The sequence below is a fragment of the Bradyrhizobium sp. R2.2-H genome (genome assembly GCF_004346455.1).
In the GTDB taxonomy this organism is placed as follows: Bacteria; Pseudomonadota; Alphaproteobacteria; order Rhizobiales; family Xanthobacteraceae; genus Bradyrhizobium; species Bradyrhizobium diversitatis.
In genome coordinates this window covers 152070-172493 of record NZ_SMBR01000015.1, presented here as the reverse complement: position 1 = coordinate 172493, position 20424 = coordinate 152070, and the positions used below count along the sequence as shown (strand labels likewise).

Here is a 20424-nt window from a genome sequence, read left to right as displayed (position 1 = left end):
TGTGCATTGACGGACTCCGCCGGGCGAGGGACAAGCCCGGCGAATAGTGATATGCGAGCGGCTCGCCGGAGCCTCAATGCGGGCTGACGGACGCCAGAGCCAAGACAGCCTCAACGACCGGGAAGGACGCCGATGACCGTGCATAGTGGAAGGCATTTCCTACAGATTCCAGGACCGACCAACGTGCCCGACCGGGTGCTGCGGGCGATGGACATGCCGACGCTGGACCATCGCGGTCCGGAGTTCGCCGAGCTCGGTTTCGCGGTTCTCGCTGCGATGCAGCGCGTGTTCCGCACCAAACAGCCCGTGATCATCTTCCCCTCATCCGGCACCGGCGCCTGGGAAGCGGCGATGGTCAATGTGTTCGCGCCCGGCGACAAGGTCCTGATGTGCGAGACCGGCCAGTTCGCCGTGCTGTGGCGCGGCATCGCCGACAAGTTCAAGCTCGACGTCGACTTCATCCCGGGCGACTGGCGCCATGGCGCCGATCTCGCCGAGATCGAGAAGCGCCTCGCCGCCGACAAGCAGCACAAGATCAAGGCGGTCTGCGTCGTCCACAACGAGACCTCGACCGGCTGCGTGACGCCGCCTGCGGACGTGCGCAAGCTGCTCGACCGCGTCAAACATCCGGCGCTGCTGATGGTCGACACCATCTCCGGCCTCGGCTCGATGGAATATGAGCACGATGCTTGGGGCATCGACGTTTCGGTCGCCGGCTCGCAGAAGGGCCTGATGCTGCCGCCCGGCCTCGGCTTCAACGCCGTCTCGGAGAAGGCGCTCGCGGTGGCGAAAGCCAATCCCGGCATGCGCTCCTATTGGGACTGGCAGGAGGTGATCAACTTCAACAAGCTCGGCACCTTCCCGTACACCCCAGCCACCAACCTGCTCTACGGCCTGCGCGAAGCCGTGAAGATGCTGGAAGAGGAGGGGCTGGAGAACGTCTGGTCCCGCCACAAGCGCCACAGCGCCGCGACGCGTGCCGCGGCCAAGGTCTGGGGCCTGGAGACGCAATGCGCCGATCCCGCCGCGCATTCGCCGGCGCTGACCGGCGTGCGCGTGCCCGAAGGACACGACGCCGACGCCTTCCGCAAGGTCGTGCTGGAGAACTTCGACATGTCGCTCGGCACCGGCTTGAACAAGGTCAAGGGCAAGGTGTTCCGCATCGGCCATATCGGCCATTTCAACGATCTGATGCTGATGGGCACGCTCGCCGGCGTCGAGATGGGCCTGGATCTTGCAAAGATCCCGCACCGGAGCGGCGGCGTGCTCGCGGCCATGGACGTCCTGAAGGGACGCGACGTGTTGCCGATGGCCAAGGCCCAGGTGGCTTGATCCATTTAACTTGAAGAAAGAGAGCGCGATGAACGCACCGACGACGACCAACGAAGACCTGCTCTACTCCATCACGGACGGCATCGCGCGGATCACCTTCAACCGCCCGCAGGCGCGCAACGCCATGACCTTCGCTATGTATGACCGCATGGCGGAGATCTGCCAGGAGATCAACGCCGATCGCTCGATCAAGGCGCTGATCCTGACCGGCGCTGGCGACAAGGCGTTCGCCTCCGGCACCGACATCTCGCAATTCCGCGCCTTCAAGACCGCGCAGGATGCGCTCGACTATGAGGCGCGGATCGATCGCGTGCTCGGCACGCTTGAGCAGTGCCGCGTGCCGGTGATCGCAGCCATCGCCGGGGCATGCACCGGCGGCGGTGCCGGCATCGCGGCCTGCTGCGATCTTCGCATCGGCACCGAGACGACGCGGATGGGTTTTCCGATCGCGCGCACGCTCGGCAATTGCCTGTCGATGTCGAACATCAGCCGCGTCGTCGCCTTGATCGGACCTGCCCGCACCAAGGATATGATCTTCAATGCGCGTCTGGTCGAGGCTCAGGAGGCGCTGGCGCTCGGCCTGCTCAACGAAATCGTGCCCGATGTCGAGACGCTGCAGCGCCGTGCCGATGAAACCGCAAGGCTCGTCGCCAGCCACGCGCCGCTGACGTTGGAAGCGACCAAGGAAGCGGTGCGCCGCATCCGCCGCACGCTCTCGCGTGAGGAAGGCGAGGATCTGATCCTGAAAGCCTATATGAGCGAAGATTTCCGCGAGGGCATGGACGCCTTCCTCAACAAGCGCGTGCCCGTCTGGAAGGGCAAGTAAACACATGCGGTGTCGGCGTCGTCCGTCGAAAGTCATAGGCGCCGAATTGCCGGGCTGCTTGCACTCGTCAGCTTTAGTCCGCACTATGCAGGGATAGAATTCTTCCGCATTACAACTCAAAAAAGACATCAGGGGACGAAACTCGTGCGAATTCCAGTCAAAGCCGTCGGCGCTGCGGCGGCGCTGTTGTTGACCACGCCGGCCCTCGCCGGCTGGGAGCCCACCAAGCCCGTCGAGATCGTGGTGGCCGCGGGCGCGGGCGGCGCCTCCGATCAGATGGCGCGGATGATGCAGGCCGCGATCCAGAAGAACAATCTGATGAAGCAGCCGATGGTCGTCTCGCTCAAGGGCGGCGCCTCGGGCGCGGAAGCGCTGATGTACATGAAATCCAGTGAGGGCGACCCGAACAAGGTGCTGATCGCCTATTCGCTGATCTACATGCTGCCGCTGTCGGCCAAGATCCCGTTCAACTGGCGTGAGCTGACCCCGGTCTCCGTGGTCGCACTCGATCAGTTCGTTCTTTGGGACAACAGCGCGGGTCCCAAGACGTTGAAGGAGTTCGTGGCCGCGGCGAAGGCAGCAAGCTCGCCGTTCAAGATGGGCGGCACAGGCTCCAAGCGTGAGGATCACGTGCTGACCGTGTTCCTCGAGCAGAAGACCGGCGCGAAATTCTCATATCTGCCCTACAAGTCCGGCGGCGAGGCCGCGACCCAGCTGGTCGGCAACCACACCGAGGCCAACGTCAACAACCCCTCGGAAAATCTGGAAGTCTGGCGCGCGGGCCAGGTGCGTCCGCTCTGCGTGTTCGACAAGGAACGCATCTCCTACACGACGAAGGTGACGGAGACGCAGTCCTGGGCCGACATCCCGACCTGCAAGGAGGAGGGCGTCGACGTGCAGTATCTGATGCTGCGCGCGATGTTCCTGCCCGGCAAGGTGACGCCGGAACAGCAGGCGTTCTATGTCGATCTGTTCCACAAGGTGACGCAGACCACGGAATACAAGGAGTACATGGAGAAGCAGGCGCTGAAGCCGATCTTCCTCACCGGCAAGGACATGGTGCAGTTCCTCGAGGAGGACGATGCGCTGAACAAGTCGCTGATGTCGGAAGCCGGCTTCGTCGCGAAGTAGCTGTTTCACCTCGCCCCGCTTGCGGGGAGAGGTCGGATTGTATCGAAGTGCAATCCGGGTGAGGGGGACTCTCCGCGAGTCCAACTCTCGCCGTCTCCGTGGAGACTCCCCCTCACCCTGACCCTCTCCCCGCAAGCGGGGAGAGGGGATTGGCCACAGCATTTGTTGCTCACCATGTCCCAAACCGAACTTGAAATCGTCGTCGACGATCCAACCGCGCCTGAAGACGACTCCCCCTCCGTCGTCTCTTCCGGCACGATCGAGATCGTCGTCTGTCTCCTGCTGCTCGCGCTCGCCGCCACGCTCGGCTACGACAATTGGCGTACCGGCGCGTCCTGGGATGCGACCGGGCCGGAGCCGGGCTATTTCCCGTTCTACCTCGCCATTATCCTCGGCGGCGGCAGCCTCTACGGCCTGATCGCGGCGCTCCTCGCGCGGTGCGCGGCGCGTGAGACCTTCGTCACACGGGCGCAGGCCCGCCGCGTGATGGCAGTGTTCGTGCCGACACTGCTGTTCTGCGCGGCGACACAGTTCCTCGGCCTTTATGTCGCGAGCTTCCTCCTGATCGCGGGCTTCATGCGCCTCGTCGGCAAGATCACGCTGTGGAAGTCGCTGCTCACCGCCTTCGTGTTCACGGCGATCATGTTCGTCACCTTCGACGTCGCCTTCGACGTCATCATGCCGAAAGGGCCGCTCGAAGCGGCCCTCGGCCGCTAGGCGGGCCCGCGCGATGGAAGCGTTCGGGCTCCTGCTCCACGGTTTTGCCGTCCTGCTGACGTGGAAGACGCTGGTGCTGATGATGGTGGGGCTGGTGCTCGGCATCTTCGTCGGCGTGCTGCCAGGGCTCGGCGGCCCCAATGGCGTCGCGATCCTGTTGCCGCTCACCTTCACGATGGACCCGACCTCGGCGATCGTGATGCTGTCCTGCATCTATTGGGGCGCGCTGTTCGGTGGTGCCATCACCTCGATCCTGTTCAACATCCCGGGCGAAGCCTGGTCGGTCGCGACCACTTTCGACGGCTATCCGATGGCGCAGCAGGGTCGGGCGGCGGAGGCGCTGACCGCGGCATTCACCTCCTCGTTCATCGGCTCGCTGGTCGCCGTGCTGCTGATCACTTTCCTCGCGCCGATGATCTCGTCCTTCGCGCTGAAGTTCGGCCCGCCCGAGTTCTTCGCGGTCTATCTCCTGACCTTCTGCTCCTTCGTCGGTCTTGGCCGCGAGGCCAAGCACAAGACGGTCATCTCGATGTCCCTGGGGCTGCTGCTTGCCGGCATCGGCATGGATACCGTGTCCGGCAATCTCCGCATGACCTTCGGCTCGCCGGAATTGCTCCGCGGCATCAATTTCCTGGTCGCCGTCATCGGCCTGTTCGGCATCAGCGAGATCCTGCTGACGATGGAGGAGCGCCTTGCGCTGCGCGGACATGCGGCCGGCATCTCGCTGCGCGTCGTGCTCGGCGTCTGGAAGGACCTGCCGAAATACTGGGTGACGCTGCTGCGCTCGTCCTTCATCGGCTGCTGGCTCGGCATCACCCCCGGCGGTGCGATCGCGGCCTCCTTCATGGGCTACAACCTCGCCAAGCGCTTCGCCAAGGACCCTGGCAGTTTCGGCAAGGGCCGGATCGAGGGCGTGTTCGCGCCGGAGACGGCGGCGCATGCCTCCGGCACCTCGGCGCTGCTGCCGATGCTGGCGCTCGGCATTCCCGGCTCGGGCACTGCGGCGATCCTGCTCGGCGGCCTGATGGTGTGGGGGCTCAATCCGGGGCCGCTGCTATTCGTCGAGCACAAGGACTTCGTTTGGGGCCTGATCGCCTCGATGTATCTCGGCAACGTCGTCGGCCTCGTGCTGGTGCTGACGACAGTGCCGATCTTCGCCTCGATTCTGCGCGTGCCCTTTGCCGCGGTGGCGCCGATGATCGTGGTGTCCTGCGCGATCGGCGCCTATGCGATCCAGAACGCGATGTTCGACATCTGGCTGATGCTCGGCTTCGGCGTAGTCGGCTACGTCTTCAAGAAGATCGGTATTCCGCTGGCGCCGTTCACCCTCGCGCTCGTGCTCGGCAACCGCGCCGAGGATGCCTTCCGCCTGTCGATGATCGGCTCCGGCGGGACCTTGAAGGTGTTCTGGTCGAACGGTCTGGTCGGTTCGATCACGACCCTGGCGATTGTGCTGCTGTTCTGGCCGGTCATCGACGGCCTGCTTGGCCGCGCCGGATGGACGCAGCGGGCCAGGGCGACGTCGTAATGAGCCGGACTGCCTTAGGTTGAATCGATTGCGGCGGGTCGTTCACCTCTCCCGCAAGCTTGCGGGAGAGGTCGGCGCGTTCCGGGCGATGCGAAGCATCGTCCCACGCGCCGGGTGAGGGCTTTCCCCTCTTGGGGATGGTCCCATTGCGGAAGCACCCTCTCCCTAGCCCTCTCCCGCAAGCAAGCGGGAGAGGGAGCGCACCGTCGTCGTTGCAGCCATCAAGCCTCGTTTCGTTCCGCCTTTCAGCGAGGCTTCGTGCTTCAACGGCCGAAGGGCTGATGGTGCCAAGGTCAGCGATACTCACACCACCTTGACGTCCCGCAGCCTCGCAATCTCGTCGGCGCCGAAACCGAACTCCTTCAGCAACTCGTCGGTCTGCTCGCCGAATTCCGGCGGCCGCGCCACCATCCTGCTCGGCGTGCGCGACAGCGTCACGGGCTGGCCGACCAGGCGGATATGGCGGCCATCGTCGTTCGGCACGTCCTGCGCAATGCCGAGATGCTTCACCTGCGCGTCCTCGAACATCTGGTCGATGGCATAGATGGGACCGCAGGGCACGCCGGCCTCGTTGAGCTCGCGGACCCAGGTCTCGGTCGACTTCGTCACGGTGCGCTTCTCGATCTCGGCGTTGAGCGCATCACGGTTTTTGGAGCGGGCAGGTGCCGTCGCATAGTCGGGATGGCTAAAGAGCTCCGGCGCGCCGATCGCCTGCGCACAGCGCTCCCAGATCCGGCCGCCGGTCGTAGCGATATTGATGTAGCCGTCGGAGGTCTTGAACACGCCGGTCGGAATGCTGGTCGGGTGGTTGTTGCCGGCCTGCCTGGCGACCTCCTTCTCCATCAGCCAGCGCGCCGCCTGGAAGTCGAGCATGAAGATCTGGGCCTGGAGCAGCGAGGTCTGCACCCACTGGCCCTTGCCGGAGACCTCGCGTTCGAGCAGTGCGGTGAGGATACCCATGGCGCAGAACAGGCCGGCGGTGAGGTCGGCGACGGGAATGCCGACTCGCATCGGGCCTCCGTCCGGCGCGCCGGTGATCGACATCAGCCCGCCCATGCCTTGCGCGATTTGATCGAAACCGGGCCGCTTGTGGTAGGGGCCGTCCTGACCGAAGCCGGAGATGCTGCCATAGACGATGCGCGGGTTGATTGCGGCGAGGCTGTCATAGTCGATGCCGAGCTTCTTCTTCACGTCGGGCCGGAAATTCTCGACCACGACGTCGGCTTTGGCGGCCAGGCGCTTGAAGACGGCGAGCCCGCGCTCATCCTTCAGGTTCAGCGTCATCGCCCGCTTGTTGCGGTGCAAATTCTGAAAGTCGGAACCCTGCCGGGGGCCGCCCGGCTGCTCGCCGCCGGCGTCCTCGGTCAGCGCGTCGATCTTGACGACGTTGGCGCCCCAGTCCGCGAGTTGCCGCACGCAGGTCGGCCCGGAGCGCACGCGGGTCAGGTCGAGCACGGTGAAGCGCGACAGGGCTTCCGAGGCATGCGGAAAAGACATCTTGAGAGGCTCCGGGACGGATTGCGGGGCCTACCATAGTGCCGAAAGACCTTGCGGCAACCCTCGTCCGATGCGCATGCCGCCTGCCGAAATGCCATGCCTGACACGGCTTTGCTGCGGTGCGTAGAAGGTTCAGCGCGACAGGCGCTTCAATTCTGCGCGCGCCTGCTCGGCCAAGGGATCATCTCCGTGGCGCGCAATGAAGAGCTCGAACGCTTCCCGCGTTCCCTTCCGGCGGGCGGCTTCGTATTCCTCTGCCACCGCGACGGCAGGATCGCGGGCGATTGGCATGGAGGGCGCGCGGCCTGCCTTGCCGCTCTCCTTCCTGCCGTCGTCCGCTTTGGCTCTCCCGACCATGGCAGGCTGTTCTCCGTTGGACAGATGATCCGATCCCGCGAACGTCGCGAGGACGCCGATCAGACCGGCTGACAATGCGCCTCGTTTCATAATATCGTCTCTGGGACATGACAGGGGACCGGAAGCCGTATCCCATCGGTGTCCGTATGACTACGGGATTTGACGCCTAACAAGGTCTTACGGACGGGAGCGGACGCCGCGGCCCAAATTAAACCAAACGTTCAACTCTCACGCTAGAATCATGCGCCTCCGCCGCTAATCTGGCGAGGCGGTGCTCTGGAGAGTCAATTGGCTACCGCTGTGAATGTCAGTGCCACCAACAACGCCGAGATCGACGGCCTGCTGTCGGGCGCCAAATGGTCAGGCACCATCACCTACAGTTTTCCCGACGCGCCGAGCGACTACGCCAATCCCTATAGCGGCGGCAGCGGCGAGCCGACCACGTCGGGCTTCGCGTCGGCGCCCATCCAGATCCAGGCGGCGATCAATTACGCGATCGGGCTGATCCTCAGCTACACCAACGCCGACATCCAGTACGCAGGCACGAACGGCGCCGACATCATGATCGCGCAGTCGCCGGCGGCCAATCCGACCGCCTACGCCTATTATCCCGGCAATTATGCGTCCGGCGGCGACATCTGGTTCGGCACCCAATACAATTTCTCGCTGGCCAAGCTCGGCAATTACTACTTCACCACCGCGCTGCACGAGCTCGGCCATGCCCTGGGCCTCAAGCACAGCCAGGAGGCCGGCGGGCCCGGCAACGTCGCGGTGCCGAGCGCGCATGACAGTAGCGAATACACCGTCATGAGCTATCGCAGCTATGTCGGCGCGTCGACCACGGGCGGCTACACCAACGAAGCCTATGGATATTCGCAGACCTACATGGCGAACGATATCCTCGCGCTCCAGACGATGTACGGCGCGGACTACACGACGCAGAGCAGCAACACCGTCTACACCTGGAATCCGACCACGGGGCAGCAGTTCATCGATGGTGCCGGTCAACTCGCGCCGGGAGGCGGCGTCGGCGGTTCGGCAAATCGCATCTACGAGACCGTCTGGGATGGCGGCGGCGTCGATACTTACGATCTGTCGAACTACACGACCAACCTGAGCATCAACCTCAATCCCGGCGCTTCCTCGGTGTTCTCCGCCGTGCAGTTGGCCTATCTCGGCAACGGCCATTATGCATCGGGCAACGTCTACAACGCCTATCTCTACAATGGCGACGCGCGCTCCTACATCGACAACGCCATCGGCGGCTCCGGTAATGACACGATCCTCGGCAACGCCATCGCCAACACGCTGAACGGCGGAGGCGGCAACGACACCATCACGGGCGGTGCGGGCAACGACGGCATAAATGGCGGCACCGGCACGGACACCGCGGTGTATTCGGGCAGCCGGGCCAACTATCTGATTTCGTACGACGTGGCGACGCAGATATTCACGATCGTCGATCAACGCTCCGGCATGCCCGACGGCACGGACACTGCCGTGGGTGTAGAGTATCTCCAATTCGCCGATGGTACCTTCGCAAGCTCCAGCTTGGTGACAACCACGATCGAGTCGCTCGGATCGACGCGTCTGGTTTTATCAGGCGGCAACTACCATCTCGAGAGCATCGCCACCGGGACCGGGCCCACCTTGAAATATGCGGGCTCTGCGGTGATCGCAGTGAACTGGGGCACCTGGTCGGTGATTGGCGCCGAGCAGGTATCGGGCGGCGGCTATGACGTGGTCTGGAAGGAAGGGGCCAGCGGGCAATATTCCGTGTGGAGCACGGACAGCAACGGCAACTTCCTGACCACGCTGGGTTCGGCCCCGCAAATGCTGGGAACCGATCCATCCCTGAAGACGCTGGAGCCGACGCTGCAGCAGGATCTGAACGGTGACGGTATGATCGGCTTCCCAGTTGCCGTCACGATCGAGGCGCTTGGATCGACGCGCGTCGTTTCATCCGGCGGCAACTACCATATCGAGAGCATCGCCGCCGGTACCGGGCCGACCTTGAAATATGCAGGCTCTGCGGTGATCACAGCGAACTGGGGCACCTGGTCGGTGATCGGCGCCGAGCAGGTGTCGGGCGGCGGCTATGACGTGGTCTGGAAGAACTCGGCGAATGCCCATTATTCCGTCTGGAGCACGGACGCGAACGGCAATTTCCTGACGACCCTTGCCGCGGCCCCGGAAGTGCTCGGGTCCGATCCATCTCTGAAAGCGCTGGAGCCGACGCTGCAGCAAGATCTGAACGGTGACGGCATGATCGGCGTCGCTGCTGCCGTCACCACCACGATTGAGGCGCTTGGATCGACACGTCTGGTTTTATCCGGCGGCAACTACCATCTCGAGAGCATCGCGTCGGGTACCGGGCCGAACTTGAAATACGCGGGCTCTGCGGTGATCGCAGCGAACTGGGGCGCCTGGTCGGTGATTGGTGCCGAGCAGGTGTCGGGCGGCGGCTACGACGTGGTCTGGAAGGATTCGGCAGGCGGGCAATACTCCGTGTGGAGCACGGACAGCAACGGCAACTTCCTGACCACGCTGGGTTCGGCTCCCCAAATGCTGGGAACCGATCCATCCCTGATGACGCTGGAGCCGACGCTGCAGCAAGATCTGAACGGTGACGGGACGATCGGCGTCGCTGCTGCCGCCAGCACCACGATCGAGGCGGTTGGATCGACGCGAGTCGTTTTATCGAGCGGCAACTACCATCTCGAGAGCATCGCGACGGGTACCGGGCCGACGTTGAAGTATGCAGGCTCTGCCGTGATCACGGCGAACTGGGGCACCTGGTCGGTGATCGGCGCCGAGAAAGTGTCCAGCGGTGGCTACGACGTGGTCTGGAAGAACTCGGCGAACGCCCATTATTCGGTCTGGAGCACGGATGCGAACGGCAACTTCCTGGCGACCCTTGCCGCGGCCCCGGAAGTGCTCGGGTCCGATCCGTCCCTGAAAGCGCTGGAGCCGATCCTGCAGCAGGATCTCAACGGCGACGGCACCGTGGGCGCTGCGCCGCTTGCGACGACATCCGGCGACGGCTTCGCCTTCGATTTCACCCAGAGCGGATCGCTGACTGCGCCGTCCGAGCTACCCGACTTTATTCCTGCACCAGCCGATCCGTGGACCGCGTTGGAGGAGACTCGGCTAGCGGACAGTCACGACACGGCTGCGATCGACATTCTGACCGACTTTCTCCAGACCGGTCACAATTTCAATGTCCTTCTGACCTGAAGGCGTGGTCAGGCGATTTCGAGCGAGTGCTTGAAGTAGGCGATCGTCTCCTTCAGCCCGTCCTCAAGCGCCACCTTTGGTTCCCAGTTCAACACCGCCTTCGCCTTGGTGAGGTCGGGCTGGCGCTGGCGCGGATCGTCCTGCGGCAGCGGCTTGAACTCCAGCTTGGAGCGCGAGCCGGTGAGCTTGATGACCTTCTCGGCGAGCTCGCGGATGGTGAACTCGGAATTGTTGCCGAGATTGATCGGTCCCGTGACGTCTTCCGCACTTACCATCAACCGCGTGATGGCCTCGACGAGGTCGTCGACATAGCAGAACGAGCGGGTCTGGCCGCCGTCGCCGAACACGGTGATCGGCTCGCCCTTGAGCGCCTGGACGATGAAGGACGACACCACGCGACCGTCATTTGGCTGCATGCGCGGGCCGTAAGTGTTGAAGATGCGCGCGACCTTGATCGGCAGGCCGTGCTGGCGCCAATAGTCGAAGAACAGCGTCTCGGCGCAGCGCTTGCCCTCGTCGTAGCAGGAGCGGATGCCGATCGGGTTGACGTTGCCCCAGTAATCCTCGGTCTGCGGATGGATCAGCGGATCGCCATAGACCTCGCTGGTGGAGGCCTGGAAGATGCGCGCCTTGAGCCGCTTGGCGAGCCCAAGCATATTGATGGCGCCGTGCACCGAGGTCTTGGTGGTCTGTACCGGATCGCGCTGGTAGTGGATCGGCGAGGCCGGGCAGGCCAGGTTGAAGATCGCGTCGACCTCGATGTAGAGCGGGAAGGTGACGTCGTGCCTGACCGCCTCGAACAGCGGATTTGCGATCAGATGGGCAATGTTGCGCCGGCTGCCGGTGAAATAGTTGTCCGCGGACACCACCTCGGCCCCGGTCTCGAGCAGTCGTTCGCAGAGGTGCGATCCGATGAACCCGGCTCCCCCGGTCACGAGGATGCGGCTGTTCCTGTAGTTTTCAAACGGCATGATCGGTTCCAGATGTTCGCAAAGGGAGCGGCTGAGTGGTATCGGCAACGGCCGGACTCGCCAATAGCCAAATGCCTTGGATTGAGGTATCTAAACACCCCTACTGTGCATGGGGTTGTTTTCGCGCTTTTTAGGCTGGGCCTAGCTAGAACTCCCGCCGCTTCAACCAGGCCCGCGCCCCCCAATGGCCGAAGCACCAGGCCGATCGGACCAGGGAGAGGTGCTCGACATTGCGGTAGATCTGCCAGACCCATTTGGCCGAGCGCACCGGGCGGCTGGAGACCGAGGAGCCCCTGACGCGGTAGCGCGCCAGATCCTCGTTGAGGCCGTAGGCGGTATGGCCGCGCTTGAGGATCGAGAGCCACAGGCAGAAATCGTCATAACCCTCGTTCTTCATCGCGATGGGGCCGGCGATCTCGCGGTCGACCATCGCGGTCAGCGTGGCGATCGCGGTGTTCTTCAGGAGCTGCCCATAGCTGAGCGAGGCCGGCACCTCGATCAGCCGTCCGGTAACCGTGTTGGTCTCGTTGATGCGGCGGAAGGCGGTGTAGCTCAGCGCGGCCTGCTTCGCCTTCGCGAAGGCGAGCTGCCGCTCCAGTTTCCCGGGCAGCCACAGATCGTCGCTGTCGAGGAAGGCGAGATAGCGGCCCTGCGCCCGGTCGATCGCGGCCTGGCGGGCCAGCGCCGGCCCGCCGTTCTTCGCCTGCCGGATCAGCTTGACGCGAGGATCGCGCTCGCCGATGTCCGCGATGATCTGCGGTGTCCTGTCGGTCGAGCAGTCGTCGGCGATCAGCAACTCCCAATCGGAGAAGCTCTGGCTCTGCACCGAGCGGATGGTCTCCTCGATCAGGCCTTCGACGTTCCAGGATGGGGTGATGATCGAGACGAGCGGCATGACGGGTCCGTTCAATTCGCGCGGGCAGCGGGCTCAGTGATCGCGGCGCATAACGAGGCCGCAAACGTGTCGAGCAGTTTGGGATCGCTGATATAGAGTTCGCCCGGATAAGACCTGCGCCAGGCCGATTCGAAATAAGGCGCGCCCTTGGCTGGATCGAATGGCCCGGTGGAGAGCGCCTCGCGCAGCCGAGCGGGCACGTCCGCCAGCCGGTCGACCGCGTAGACCAGCGGGCAGGAACGGTAGAACGCATCGCCCATCACCACGACCGGCTTGCCGAGCAGCAAGGCCTCGGCGCCCGACTTGCTGTTGACGGAGATGACCGCATCGGCGCGGTTGAGCACAGTGTAATTGTTGGTTTGCGGCGGCAGCAGCACGAAATTGTCGAAGCGGCGCGCCAGCTCGAACAGGCGATCGGCCGAGATCGCGCCGATCTGGGCGGGGTGTTCCTTCACCACCAGCACGTGCGAGTCCGGGATCGTCCGCAGCAGGAAGTCGACCGTTGCGACCTGGTCGAGGTAGTCGGGCGAGCGCAGCGTCAGCGCCATGTCGGCGGGAACGTGGAATGGATAATAGACGAAGGGCGCCCCGGGGATCGGCTTGTAGAGCTTGCGCAGCCGCGTCGCATTGAGCGCCATCGCCGCGTGCACGCGGGCGTGACGCAGATTGTGTCCGAACTCCTGATGCTTTCCGAGCGCGAACTGGTCCCACAGCTTTTCGGTGAGGCGGCGGGCGTTGCGCAGGTTCACGACCTTCTTGAAAGCCGCCGAATAATGATGCTGGTCCTTTTTGGGGATGACGATCGCCCGCTGCTTCAGCGTGTCGTCGAGATAGGCGCGTACCTCTGCCGACACCGTATCCGCTGGTGTCGGCATCACGTCGGGCGCGGCGAGACTGTCGGGCGTGAAATACATCCGGCCACGGAAGAACGAGGGCTCGATGAACCAGTTGCGGATGTTGCGACGCCTGGCGGCGTAGAAGCTCGCGATGACGGAGAGGAAGCCGCCGAGCTCCTGAACCAGCTCGACGCGTTTGCCCTCAGCCCCCAGACGGTCGAGCAACGCCTCCATCGCGTTGGCATAGATCATGAACCGCCGGCGCAGCGCCGCGGTGTCGCGGATGCCGAACGTGAACCGCTCATGGCTGAACAGGAAATTGGTCCCGTCGAGCCCGTAGGCGGCGATGCGGGCGTCGAACGCGCCGCGGTCGTCGGGGGAGGGACCGGTCCTGAGGCCGTCGCGGTACATGTTGGTAACCGGCACGCCTTCGGCCGCCGACATTTCGGCGCTGCGATCGTCGAAGGCGAGCAGCTCGACATCGTTGCCTGCCGCACGCAGCCGCTGCGCGACCGGAATCCAGAACCGGGTCTGGTATTCGGCAAGCGTGGTGATGAGAATGGTCTTTGAGGGTGTGGCCATGAGTCTATCGGGTGGGGTCGATGGCAATGCTCGCGAGCGGCAAGCCTGTCGTCGCGCAGTGTGCGCGTCTTGTGGCGAATTGCGCCGGGCTCGCGCGGTCATGAGCTGCGATACGCTGCAGCAGGGTCCTGACGACGACCGGCTCGATGCGCTTGTCGCGCCGGGCCGGATTGAACCGGCTGCGCAGCCGTTCCGTCACGGCCGATCCGAGCGCGGCGCTGGCAGCGCCCTTGACGATCTGGCCGACACTCGGCTTGTCGCGCGTGCCCTTCACGGTCGCCAGCAACGACACGTAAGGCCGGCGCGCACCCGTAGCGCGTGTCAGGACATCAGCGACCCGTTCTGCGGCTTGCCCGTCGTTGAGATGGAAGAAGGCCTCGATGTCGGCGGCATGAACGCGGGCGAAATCGAAGCTCTCGGTCTCGCGCTCGATCTGGTCGATCGCGCCAAGCAGCTCTTCGAACGAGGCGACCGGCCGGCTCACGCGCGCGGGCAGCGCGGCGTGGCCGGCGGTAGTCGGTGTGTTCAGATATTCGAGCTGGAGCGGAAGCTTTCCGAGCAGGACCGATTCGACGGCCGTGCCGCAGTTGAGATGAACGACCGCGGCGGCATTGCGGATGCGGTCGAGTACGCTGCCGGTGCCGTCGATCAGGACGTTGGCGTGGCGCGCCAGCGCGTTGCGATAGATCTCCTCGCTCTCGAAGGGATGCGGACGCACCAGAATGGTGCGGTCGGGCCGCGCTGCGGCAAGTCGGTCGATCTCGGCGAGGTAGTTGGCGAAGACCTGCTTCAGGTCCGCGATGAAGCGATCGACATAGCCGCCATCCCAACCGGCCCGCACCATCGCTTCGCGCTCGCCGCCCGGTTTGCCGGTGAAGCGTGAATTGACCAGCGGGAAGTTGGCGTTGACGAGCAGGTAGTCGCGCGGTTCGCCATCGAGCAGCGCGCGCCAGCGCGGCGCAGCAAAGTCGAAGCGCGGGCATCCGGTGAGGTGAAGCTGCTCCGGCTTCATGGTTCCGGCCGCGAGGAAGGCCTCGTGCAGCCGACTGCCCCAGAAGAAATAACCCGCCAGGATGTCGGCGTAGCCGCTGCCCTTGACGTGCGCGGCCATTGCCGGCGGCGAGTTGCCGCCCTTCTCGGCGAGCACGCCGCCTTCGGTGTCGAGGACGTAGAGCGCGAGCCCGTCCCTCGCAAAGCTCCGCATGAGATCGAGGTTGACGGGACGCGCGTAGTTGACGACCAGCGCGTCGAGCCCGAGCCGAGGAACGTCGACGGCCTGCTCGTACATCGGCACCAGCACGACGGAGACGCCGCGCCGCGCAAGCTGATAACCGAGCATGACCGCGCCTGGCAGGTCACGCTTGGGGTGATCGACAACCAGGCCTATACGCACCGTTCACGTCTCCTCGTATCGGCCAAGGCGCTCATCGATCTCCCGAACATACTCGTGCAAATAGCAGGCTAGGTCGACGCCCAGCCGAGGCGCTGGCCGAGTTCCGCAAAGATTGCCCGCTGGCGGTCTTCCAGAACCAGAAAAAATTGTGCGGTCCAGCTCACTACGCAGAACGAGGCGATCGCAAGCCCAAGCCCCCAGAAGCCGTCGATTGCAAGGTACTCTGCAAGCTTGAGGAGCAGCAGGCCCAAGACCACGAGAATGGCGGCCTGCACGAGAAGTGCTCTAAGGAGGCGGTGGGAGTCAAGCTGCAACGCGCGGCTCACGGTGCCGACCTGCAACGGTAGAATTACGGCGTTGGCAACCACTTGGCCAAGAATCAGCGCTCGCTCGTCGAACAGGTGCAATGTCGCAACCGCCACCGCGGCCCACACTGCCAATTGATAGATCATGAGCCGGTTCAGGCGCGACTGCACGTCTGTGCGGGTCAGGAACATGACGTTGCCGAAGGCGAGGTATTGAGCGCAGATCGGCACCACGAAGCCGAGGCCCATCCAGAAAGCGTAGGGGGCCATCTGTGGTCCGATCCATAACTGCATGATCTCGCGCGACAGCACGGCGGCCGCCATCAGCGGCGGTACCGTGAACATCGGCAGGATGATCAGGCCGAATTCGCCAAGGCGCTGGAACGTGGCAGCGTTGCCGCGTTCGTCGAGGCGGCTTGCCACCGGCAGCAGGGCCGACGTCAGGAGGCCAACGACGACCTTGGACACACGAGGCAGCCTGACCAGGGTGTCGTATATCCCCACGCCCTTGGGCCCGAACAAGAGGCCGACCAGGAAGGGTTGAATCGGGAGTGCCAAGCCGCCCGTCAGCTTTCCCTGCGCGAACAGCGCGCAGCGGTAGAACAGCTCGCGCCGGATCGGCGCGTCCCACATGGCGAGTTTGACCTTGCGCACGACGGCGACGAAGGCTGCGGCGAACGCCAAGCATGCACGCATCAAAGTGCTGGCGAGATAGATGTAGGCCACCACCTCGAAAGAGGCCGCGGTGTTGGCGGCCCAGATCGTGCAAGCCACATAGGCGATCGTGGAGCTCACCTCCGCCAGCCGCAGGACATTGTAGCGTTCAAAGCCTTTGACGATGCCTTCCCAGACCAGTGCCGGGATCAGCACCACGTTGGCAAGCGCAGTGTAGCGCAAAATTTGCGCAAACCTGTCGGCGTGAGCGGCATCGACGCGGAGTGCGATGGTCAGGTAAGGCGCGCTGATCCAGATCGTGACCGCGAGCAGTCCTGCAAGGCCCAGGGCCATCACAGTAAGAAGTGCGAGCTGCTGGCCCGCGATGCGCCAATTGCGATGCTCCCGCGCCCGCGCGACCGCTTGCGTTGTAACCTCGGAGAGGCCGAGATCGAGCAGTCCCATCATCCCGCTTGGCAGCAGGATGCGGGCCAGCACGATGAGGCCGAACTCGGTCACGCCCCAGGTGCGGATGATGACGGGTATAACGACGAGCCCGAGCACAGCCGCAATTCCGAAGGCCGCACTGGATATCAGCGTGTTGCGGATCAGCTGTTTGAGCATGCTCCGCCGCTCACCACGCGCTCAGGCCGCCATCGACCGCGATGTTCTGGCCGGTGACGTAGGATGCCGCGTCCGACACCAGGAACAGCATCGTTCCCACCATTTCGTCCGCGCGAGCCATGCGGCCCAGTGGGATACGGGCACCATAGCGCGCCTTGAAGGTCTCGTTTTGCCCGCTCTCCACCCCGCCGGGGGTGAGGGTATTGACGCGAACGCCCCTGCTCGCCCAGTAGGTCGCCAGGTGCTTCGTGAGGCCGATGACACCGGCCTTCGAGGCGGTGTAGACCGCCGGCGTGTTGATAGCGCGGCCGAGATATTCGGAGCCTTCGTAGATGCGCTGATCGGGGGCCATCAGTCCGTAGATCGAGGCGGTCTGCACGATGGCGCCGTAGCCGCGTTCGGCCATCCGGCCGCCGAACACCTGCGCGACGTTGAACATGCCGTCGAGATTGACAGCCATGATCTCGCGCCAGGTCTCCTGCGAGAATTTCTCGACGGGCGCGAAGAAGGCGTCGACGTCGCGGGTCTTGCTGGCCGCGTTGTTGAGCAGGATCGAGACCGGTCCGAGGTCGGCCTCGATCGCGTCGGCTGTGTTGCGCACCGCTTCAGGGCTGGTGATGTCGCAGCCGTAGCCTCTGGCGCGGACGGCATGGCGGGAGGCGATTTCGGCCGCCGCGGCATCGGTTGCGGCCTGATCCAGATCGACGATCGCGACGTTGGCGCCGAACTCGGCAAGGCCCTCGGCAAAGCGACGACCGAGAATGCCGCACCCGCCGGTAACGACGGCAGTGCGGCCGGTCAGATCGAACAGAGCCTTGAAGCTCGTGGTCATCGCTTGCGCCTCCTCAGGCCGCCAGTCGTTGGCGGAGCAACAGTTCCACCAACGCAAAATCGAGATCGGAATCGATGTCGATCGAACGCTCTTCCGGCATTTCGAGCAGATGCGTGTCCGGGTAGAATACCGCAGGCCGCTCCAGGAATGGCGCGACGCGCCAGACATAGATCGACGCGTTCATGTCGAAGCAGCGCGGAGCATCCTGCCGGCGCGTGATCGGAGGATCGGCAGATTTGGACAGGCCGACGCTGCCATCGGCGCGCTGCTCGACAAGGTTGAAATAGGGCGACCGTCGCGCCGGCGCCCCGGTAATGACATTGCGCGCGCCGCTCTCGCGCAGCAGTGCCACCGCACCGGTGATGTCGGAGGCAAGCCTGAGCGGGGAGGTGACGTCGAGATCGACGAAGATCTCGGGCGTAGTGCCTATTTGCGCGATGGCCTGCTCGAGACAATGGCGGATCGCCGGCAGTTTTGGCGCGGTATCGGTCGCCATCTCGTCGGGGCGTCTGACCGCGATGTCGGCGCCGGCCTTCAGCGCGGCCTCGAGCAGGGCGTCCGAGTCGCTGCTGAAGGCGATCGCATCGAACAGGCCGGTCTCTCGCGCCTGCGCGATGCTCCACGCGAGCATCGGCCTGCCCAGGAGATCGCGCGCGTTCTTGCCGACCACCCCTTTCGAGCCGCCTCGCGCGCAGATGGTGCAGACGAGACTCATGGCGATATCCAGCTCTTGGTGCGCAGCGCGCGCTCGCTGGCGTCGATCAGATGCACGACGCCGAGGGCCTCGGGCAACGAGCAGACCGGGCTCGCACCGCGCATCGCCGCGACATGCATGTCGCGATAGCTCTGGTCGCGCTCGCTGGGAATCTGCCTTGCCTTGCCGTTGACCGTGAGACGGCTGCCGACGAGATCGGCCTCGATGGTATCGTCGTCGACATTGACGCGAATGCGGCGGATGCCCTGGCGATCGAGATAGTCCATGTGGACGTGCACCGATGGCGCCAGCTGCATATCGAGCAGCAGGTCGAGATGGTCGTCGACGTCGATGTCGCGTGCGCCGGAGGAGCCGCCGAGCGCTGCGACGCGATGCCATGGCCCGAACAGCCACAGAAGATAGTCCAGTTCGTGGCTGAGATCCCGCAGCACGCCGCCTCCGGCATCGGCCGTGGCGGATGCAGTTGCACGGTGATCGCGGCCCGGCCGCCAGTCCCTGATGTCCTGGCCGACATAGGCGTCGACCGTGATCACGTCGTGCCCGCTCAGTCTTTCCGCCAGCGCCGTCATCACGGGGTGAAAGCGCAGATTGTATCCGACGCTGACACGGGCGAAGGGATATTTCGGGGCCGGGGCCGGTGTTGCGAATAGTGGCTTTTCGACGAGGACTCTGCCATGGAACCCGGTCTGCGCGAGCTCTTGCAGATTGTCCGCATGACGCGCAGTCTCGGTCGCGATCACCACGTAGTCCGGATGCGCCGCCGCGACGGCCTGCGCGATCGACCCGTAGTCGCCGCCTTCGCGCCGGCTGACAGTCGTGACCCGAAGTCCGAGCTCGCGCAGGACCCGCGCATGCCTTGCGCCAATCGAGCCAAGACCAACCACGACGGCGGTTGTTGAGGTCACGGGAAGACCTCGTGAAACTCTGCATGCGCCTGCTCGAAATCCTCCAGGCGGCCGATGTCGAGCCAGTATTCACGAATGGGATAGACGGCGACGCGTCCCTTATCGGCGATCACCCGCTCCAGCACGGTCGGCATATCGATGCTGACGCCGGGGGCGACATGGCGGAAGACCGAGCTTCCAATCACGTAAATGCCGGCACTGACGAACCAGCTCTCGGTCGGCTTCTCGCGAATGGTCTGGAGAAAGCCCTCCGACGTGGAAACCACGCCATAGGGGACGTGCACCTTGTGCTCGCGAACGGCCATCGTCGCTTCCGCCGGCGTCCCGTTGTGGAAGTCGAGAAGCGCTCCATAGTTGATCGTGGTGAGGATGTCGCCGTTGGTGACGATCATCGGCAGATCCGGCGGGGTCGAAAAGAGCCCGAGAGCGCCGGCGGTGCCCAGGCGTTCGGTCTCGTGCACGTACTGGATGTTGGCACCGAAGGCCGCGCCATCGGCAAAGTAGTCTTTGATCGTCTGGGCCTTGTAGTTGACCGAAATGAAGATGTTGCCAAACCCCTGCTGCACCACGTTGCGGACGATCGTCTCCAGCAGTGGTCGGCCGCCGACATTGAGCATCGGCTTCGGCACGTCGCGCGTCAGCGCACCCAGGCGCTCGCCGAGGCCGCCGGCCATGATCAGCACAGGATTAGGATAGTGACGAGGTTCGAGCAGCTCATCGAGCGTCTCGACCACGACCAGATGGCCGCCCTCGTCCACAAGCGGGAGCTGCTTGATCGACCTCTGTCGCATCAGCTGCAGGCGATCCTCGCGCGGCAAGGTCGCAGGGGCAGACACCGGCGTCCGGTTCATGATGTCGGTCGCAAGTCCGGTGAGAGGGATGCCGCGCAGCAGCCCGCGCCTCACATCGCCGTCGGTGACCACGCCCAGCAGGCGATTGTGGTCGTCGAGCACCAGAGCAACCTGGATGCTTCCGCTCTCGATCGCGGCGATGGCCTCGCCCACGGTCGCCTGGGTACCGACGACGGCTTTGCGCCAGGATTTCATGGCAATTTGCCTCGTATACGCCAGATATTGGGGGCGGACCA

At 64.3% G+C, this 20424-nt stretch carries 17 protein-coding genes; 7 read left to right on the top strand and 10 right to left on the bottom strand.

Features of this window, described 5'->3' with window-relative positions; translation table 11 throughout:
• Positions 1-132: 132 nt before the first annotated feature.
• The 5 genes from EDE08_RS31650 (at position 133) to EDE08_RS31630 (ending at position 5534) form a co-directional block, all read left to right on the top strand.
• Positions 133-1332, top strand: coding sequence for a pyridoxal-phosphate-dependent aminotransferase family protein (locus tag EDE08_RS31650; protein WP_131873060.1), 1200 nt, complete (start codon positions 133-135; stop codon positions 1330-1332).
• Between the two features lie 28 nt (positions 1333-1360).
• Positions 1361-2158 (top strand): enoyl-CoA hydratase/isomerase family protein, encoded by a 798-nt coding sequence (locus EDE08_RS31645; protein ID WP_131873058.1) that lies wholly within the window; start codon positions 1361-1363, stop codon positions 2156-2158.
• A 144-nt stretch (positions 2159-2302) separates the two neighbouring features.
• A complete protein-coding gene (locus tag EDE08_RS31640) occupies positions 2303-3289 on the top strand; it encodes a tripartite tricarboxylate transporter substrate binding protein (protein ID WP_131873056.1) in 987 nt (328 codons plus the stop codon).
• Between the two features lie 174 nt (positions 3290-3463).
• Positions 3464-4006: a tripartite tricarboxylate transporter TctB family protein gene (locus EDE08_RS31635; RefSeq protein ID WP_131873054.1), complete on the top strand. Its 543-nt coding sequence runs from the start codon at positions 3464-3466 to the stop codon at positions 4004-4006.
• Between the two features lie 13 nt (positions 4007-4019).
• Positions 4020-5534 (top strand): tripartite tricarboxylate transporter permease, encoded by a 1515-nt coding sequence (locus tag EDE08_RS31630; protein WP_131873052.1) that lies wholly within the window; start codon positions 4020-4022, stop codon positions 5532-5534.
• A 303-nt stretch (positions 5535-5837) separates the two neighbouring features.
• Here EDE08_RS31630 and EDE08_RS31625 read toward each other — a convergent pair whose 3' ends face one another.
• On the bottom strand, positions 5838-7031 hold the full coding sequence (locus tag EDE08_RS31625; RefSeq protein ID WP_131873050.1) for a CaiB/BaiF CoA transferase family protein: 1194 nt from the start codon (positions 7029-7031) through the stop codon (positions 5838-5840).
• Positions 7032-7127: 96 nt separating this feature from the next.
• Between EDE08_RS31625 and EDE08_RS39540 the strand changes: the two genes are divergently transcribed.
• Positions 7128-7460 (top strand): hypothetical protein, encoded by a 333-nt coding sequence (locus EDE08_RS39540; RefSeq protein ID WP_165936292.1) that lies wholly within the window; start codon positions 7128-7130, stop codon positions 7458-7460.
• A 216-nt stretch (positions 7461-7676) separates the two neighbouring features.
• Positions 7677-10625: a M10 family metallopeptidase C-terminal domain-containing protein gene (locus EDE08_RS31615; RefSeq protein ID WP_131873046.1), complete on the top strand. Its 2949-nt coding sequence runs from the start codon at positions 7677-7679 to the stop codon at positions 10623-10625.
• An 8-nt stretch (positions 10626-10633) separates the two neighbouring features.
• On the opposite strand, the gene EDE08_RS31610 is transcribed toward EDE08_RS31615, so the two are convergent.
• From EDE08_RS31610 to EDE08_RS31570, 9 genes are all read right to left on the bottom strand, one after another.
• Positions 10634-11596 (bottom strand): UDP-glucuronic acid decarboxylase family protein, encoded by a 963-nt coding sequence (locus EDE08_RS31610; protein WP_131873044.1) that lies wholly within the window; start codon positions 11594-11596, stop codon positions 10634-10636.
• A gap of 145 nt (positions 11597-11741) precedes the next feature.
• On the bottom strand, positions 11742-12491 hold the full coding sequence (locus EDE08_RS31605; protein WP_131873042.1) for a glycosyltransferase family 2 protein: 750 nt from the start codon (positions 12489-12491) through the stop codon (positions 11742-11744).
• A gap of 11 nt (positions 12492-12502) precedes the next feature.
• Entirely contained in the window at positions 12503-13909 is a 1407-nt protein-coding gene (locus tag EDE08_RS31600) for a capsular polysaccharide export protein, LipB/KpsS family (protein ID WP_131873040.1), read from the bottom strand.
• Between the two features lie 4 nt (positions 13910-13913).
• The gene (locus EDE08_RS31595) at positions 13914-15302 is read right to left on the bottom strand and encodes a surface carbohydrate biosynthesis protein (RefSeq protein ID WP_165936291.1); all 1389 of its coding nucleotides are present in this window, start codon (positions 15300-15302) and stop codon (positions 13914-13916) included.
• Between the two features lie 68 nt (positions 15303-15370).
• On the bottom strand, positions 15371-16825 hold the full coding sequence (locus tag EDE08_RS31590; protein WP_245524936.1) for an MATE family efflux transporter: 1455 nt from the start codon (positions 16823-16825) through the stop codon (positions 15371-15373).
• A 70-nt stretch (positions 16826-16895) separates the two neighbouring features.
• Positions 16896-17717: an SDR family oxidoreductase gene (locus tag EDE08_RS31585; protein WP_131873036.1), complete on the bottom strand. Its 822-nt coding sequence runs from the start codon at positions 17715-17717 to the stop codon at positions 16896-16898.
• Positions 17718-17730: 13 nt separating this feature from the next.
• Positions 17731-18432 carry an acylneuraminate cytidylyltransferase family protein gene (locus tag EDE08_RS31580; RefSeq protein WP_131873034.1) on the bottom strand — a complete coding sequence of 234 codons (702 nt, stop codon included), beginning with the start codon at positions 18430-18432 and terminating at the stop codon, positions 17731-17733.
• Positions 18429-19337, bottom strand: coding sequence for a Gfo/Idh/MocA family protein (locus EDE08_RS31575; protein ID WP_131873032.1), 909 nt, complete (start codon positions 19335-19337; stop codon positions 18429-18431). The genes EDE08_RS31580 and EDE08_RS31575 overlap by 4 nt, the downstream gene beginning before the upstream one ends.
• Positions 19334-20383 (bottom strand): nucleotidyltransferase family protein, encoded by a 1050-nt coding sequence (locus tag EDE08_RS31570; protein WP_165936290.1) that lies wholly within the window; start codon positions 20381-20383, stop codon positions 19334-19336. The genes EDE08_RS31575 and EDE08_RS31570 overlap by 4 nt, the downstream gene beginning before the upstream one ends.
• Positions 20384-20424 lie beyond the last annotated feature (41 nt).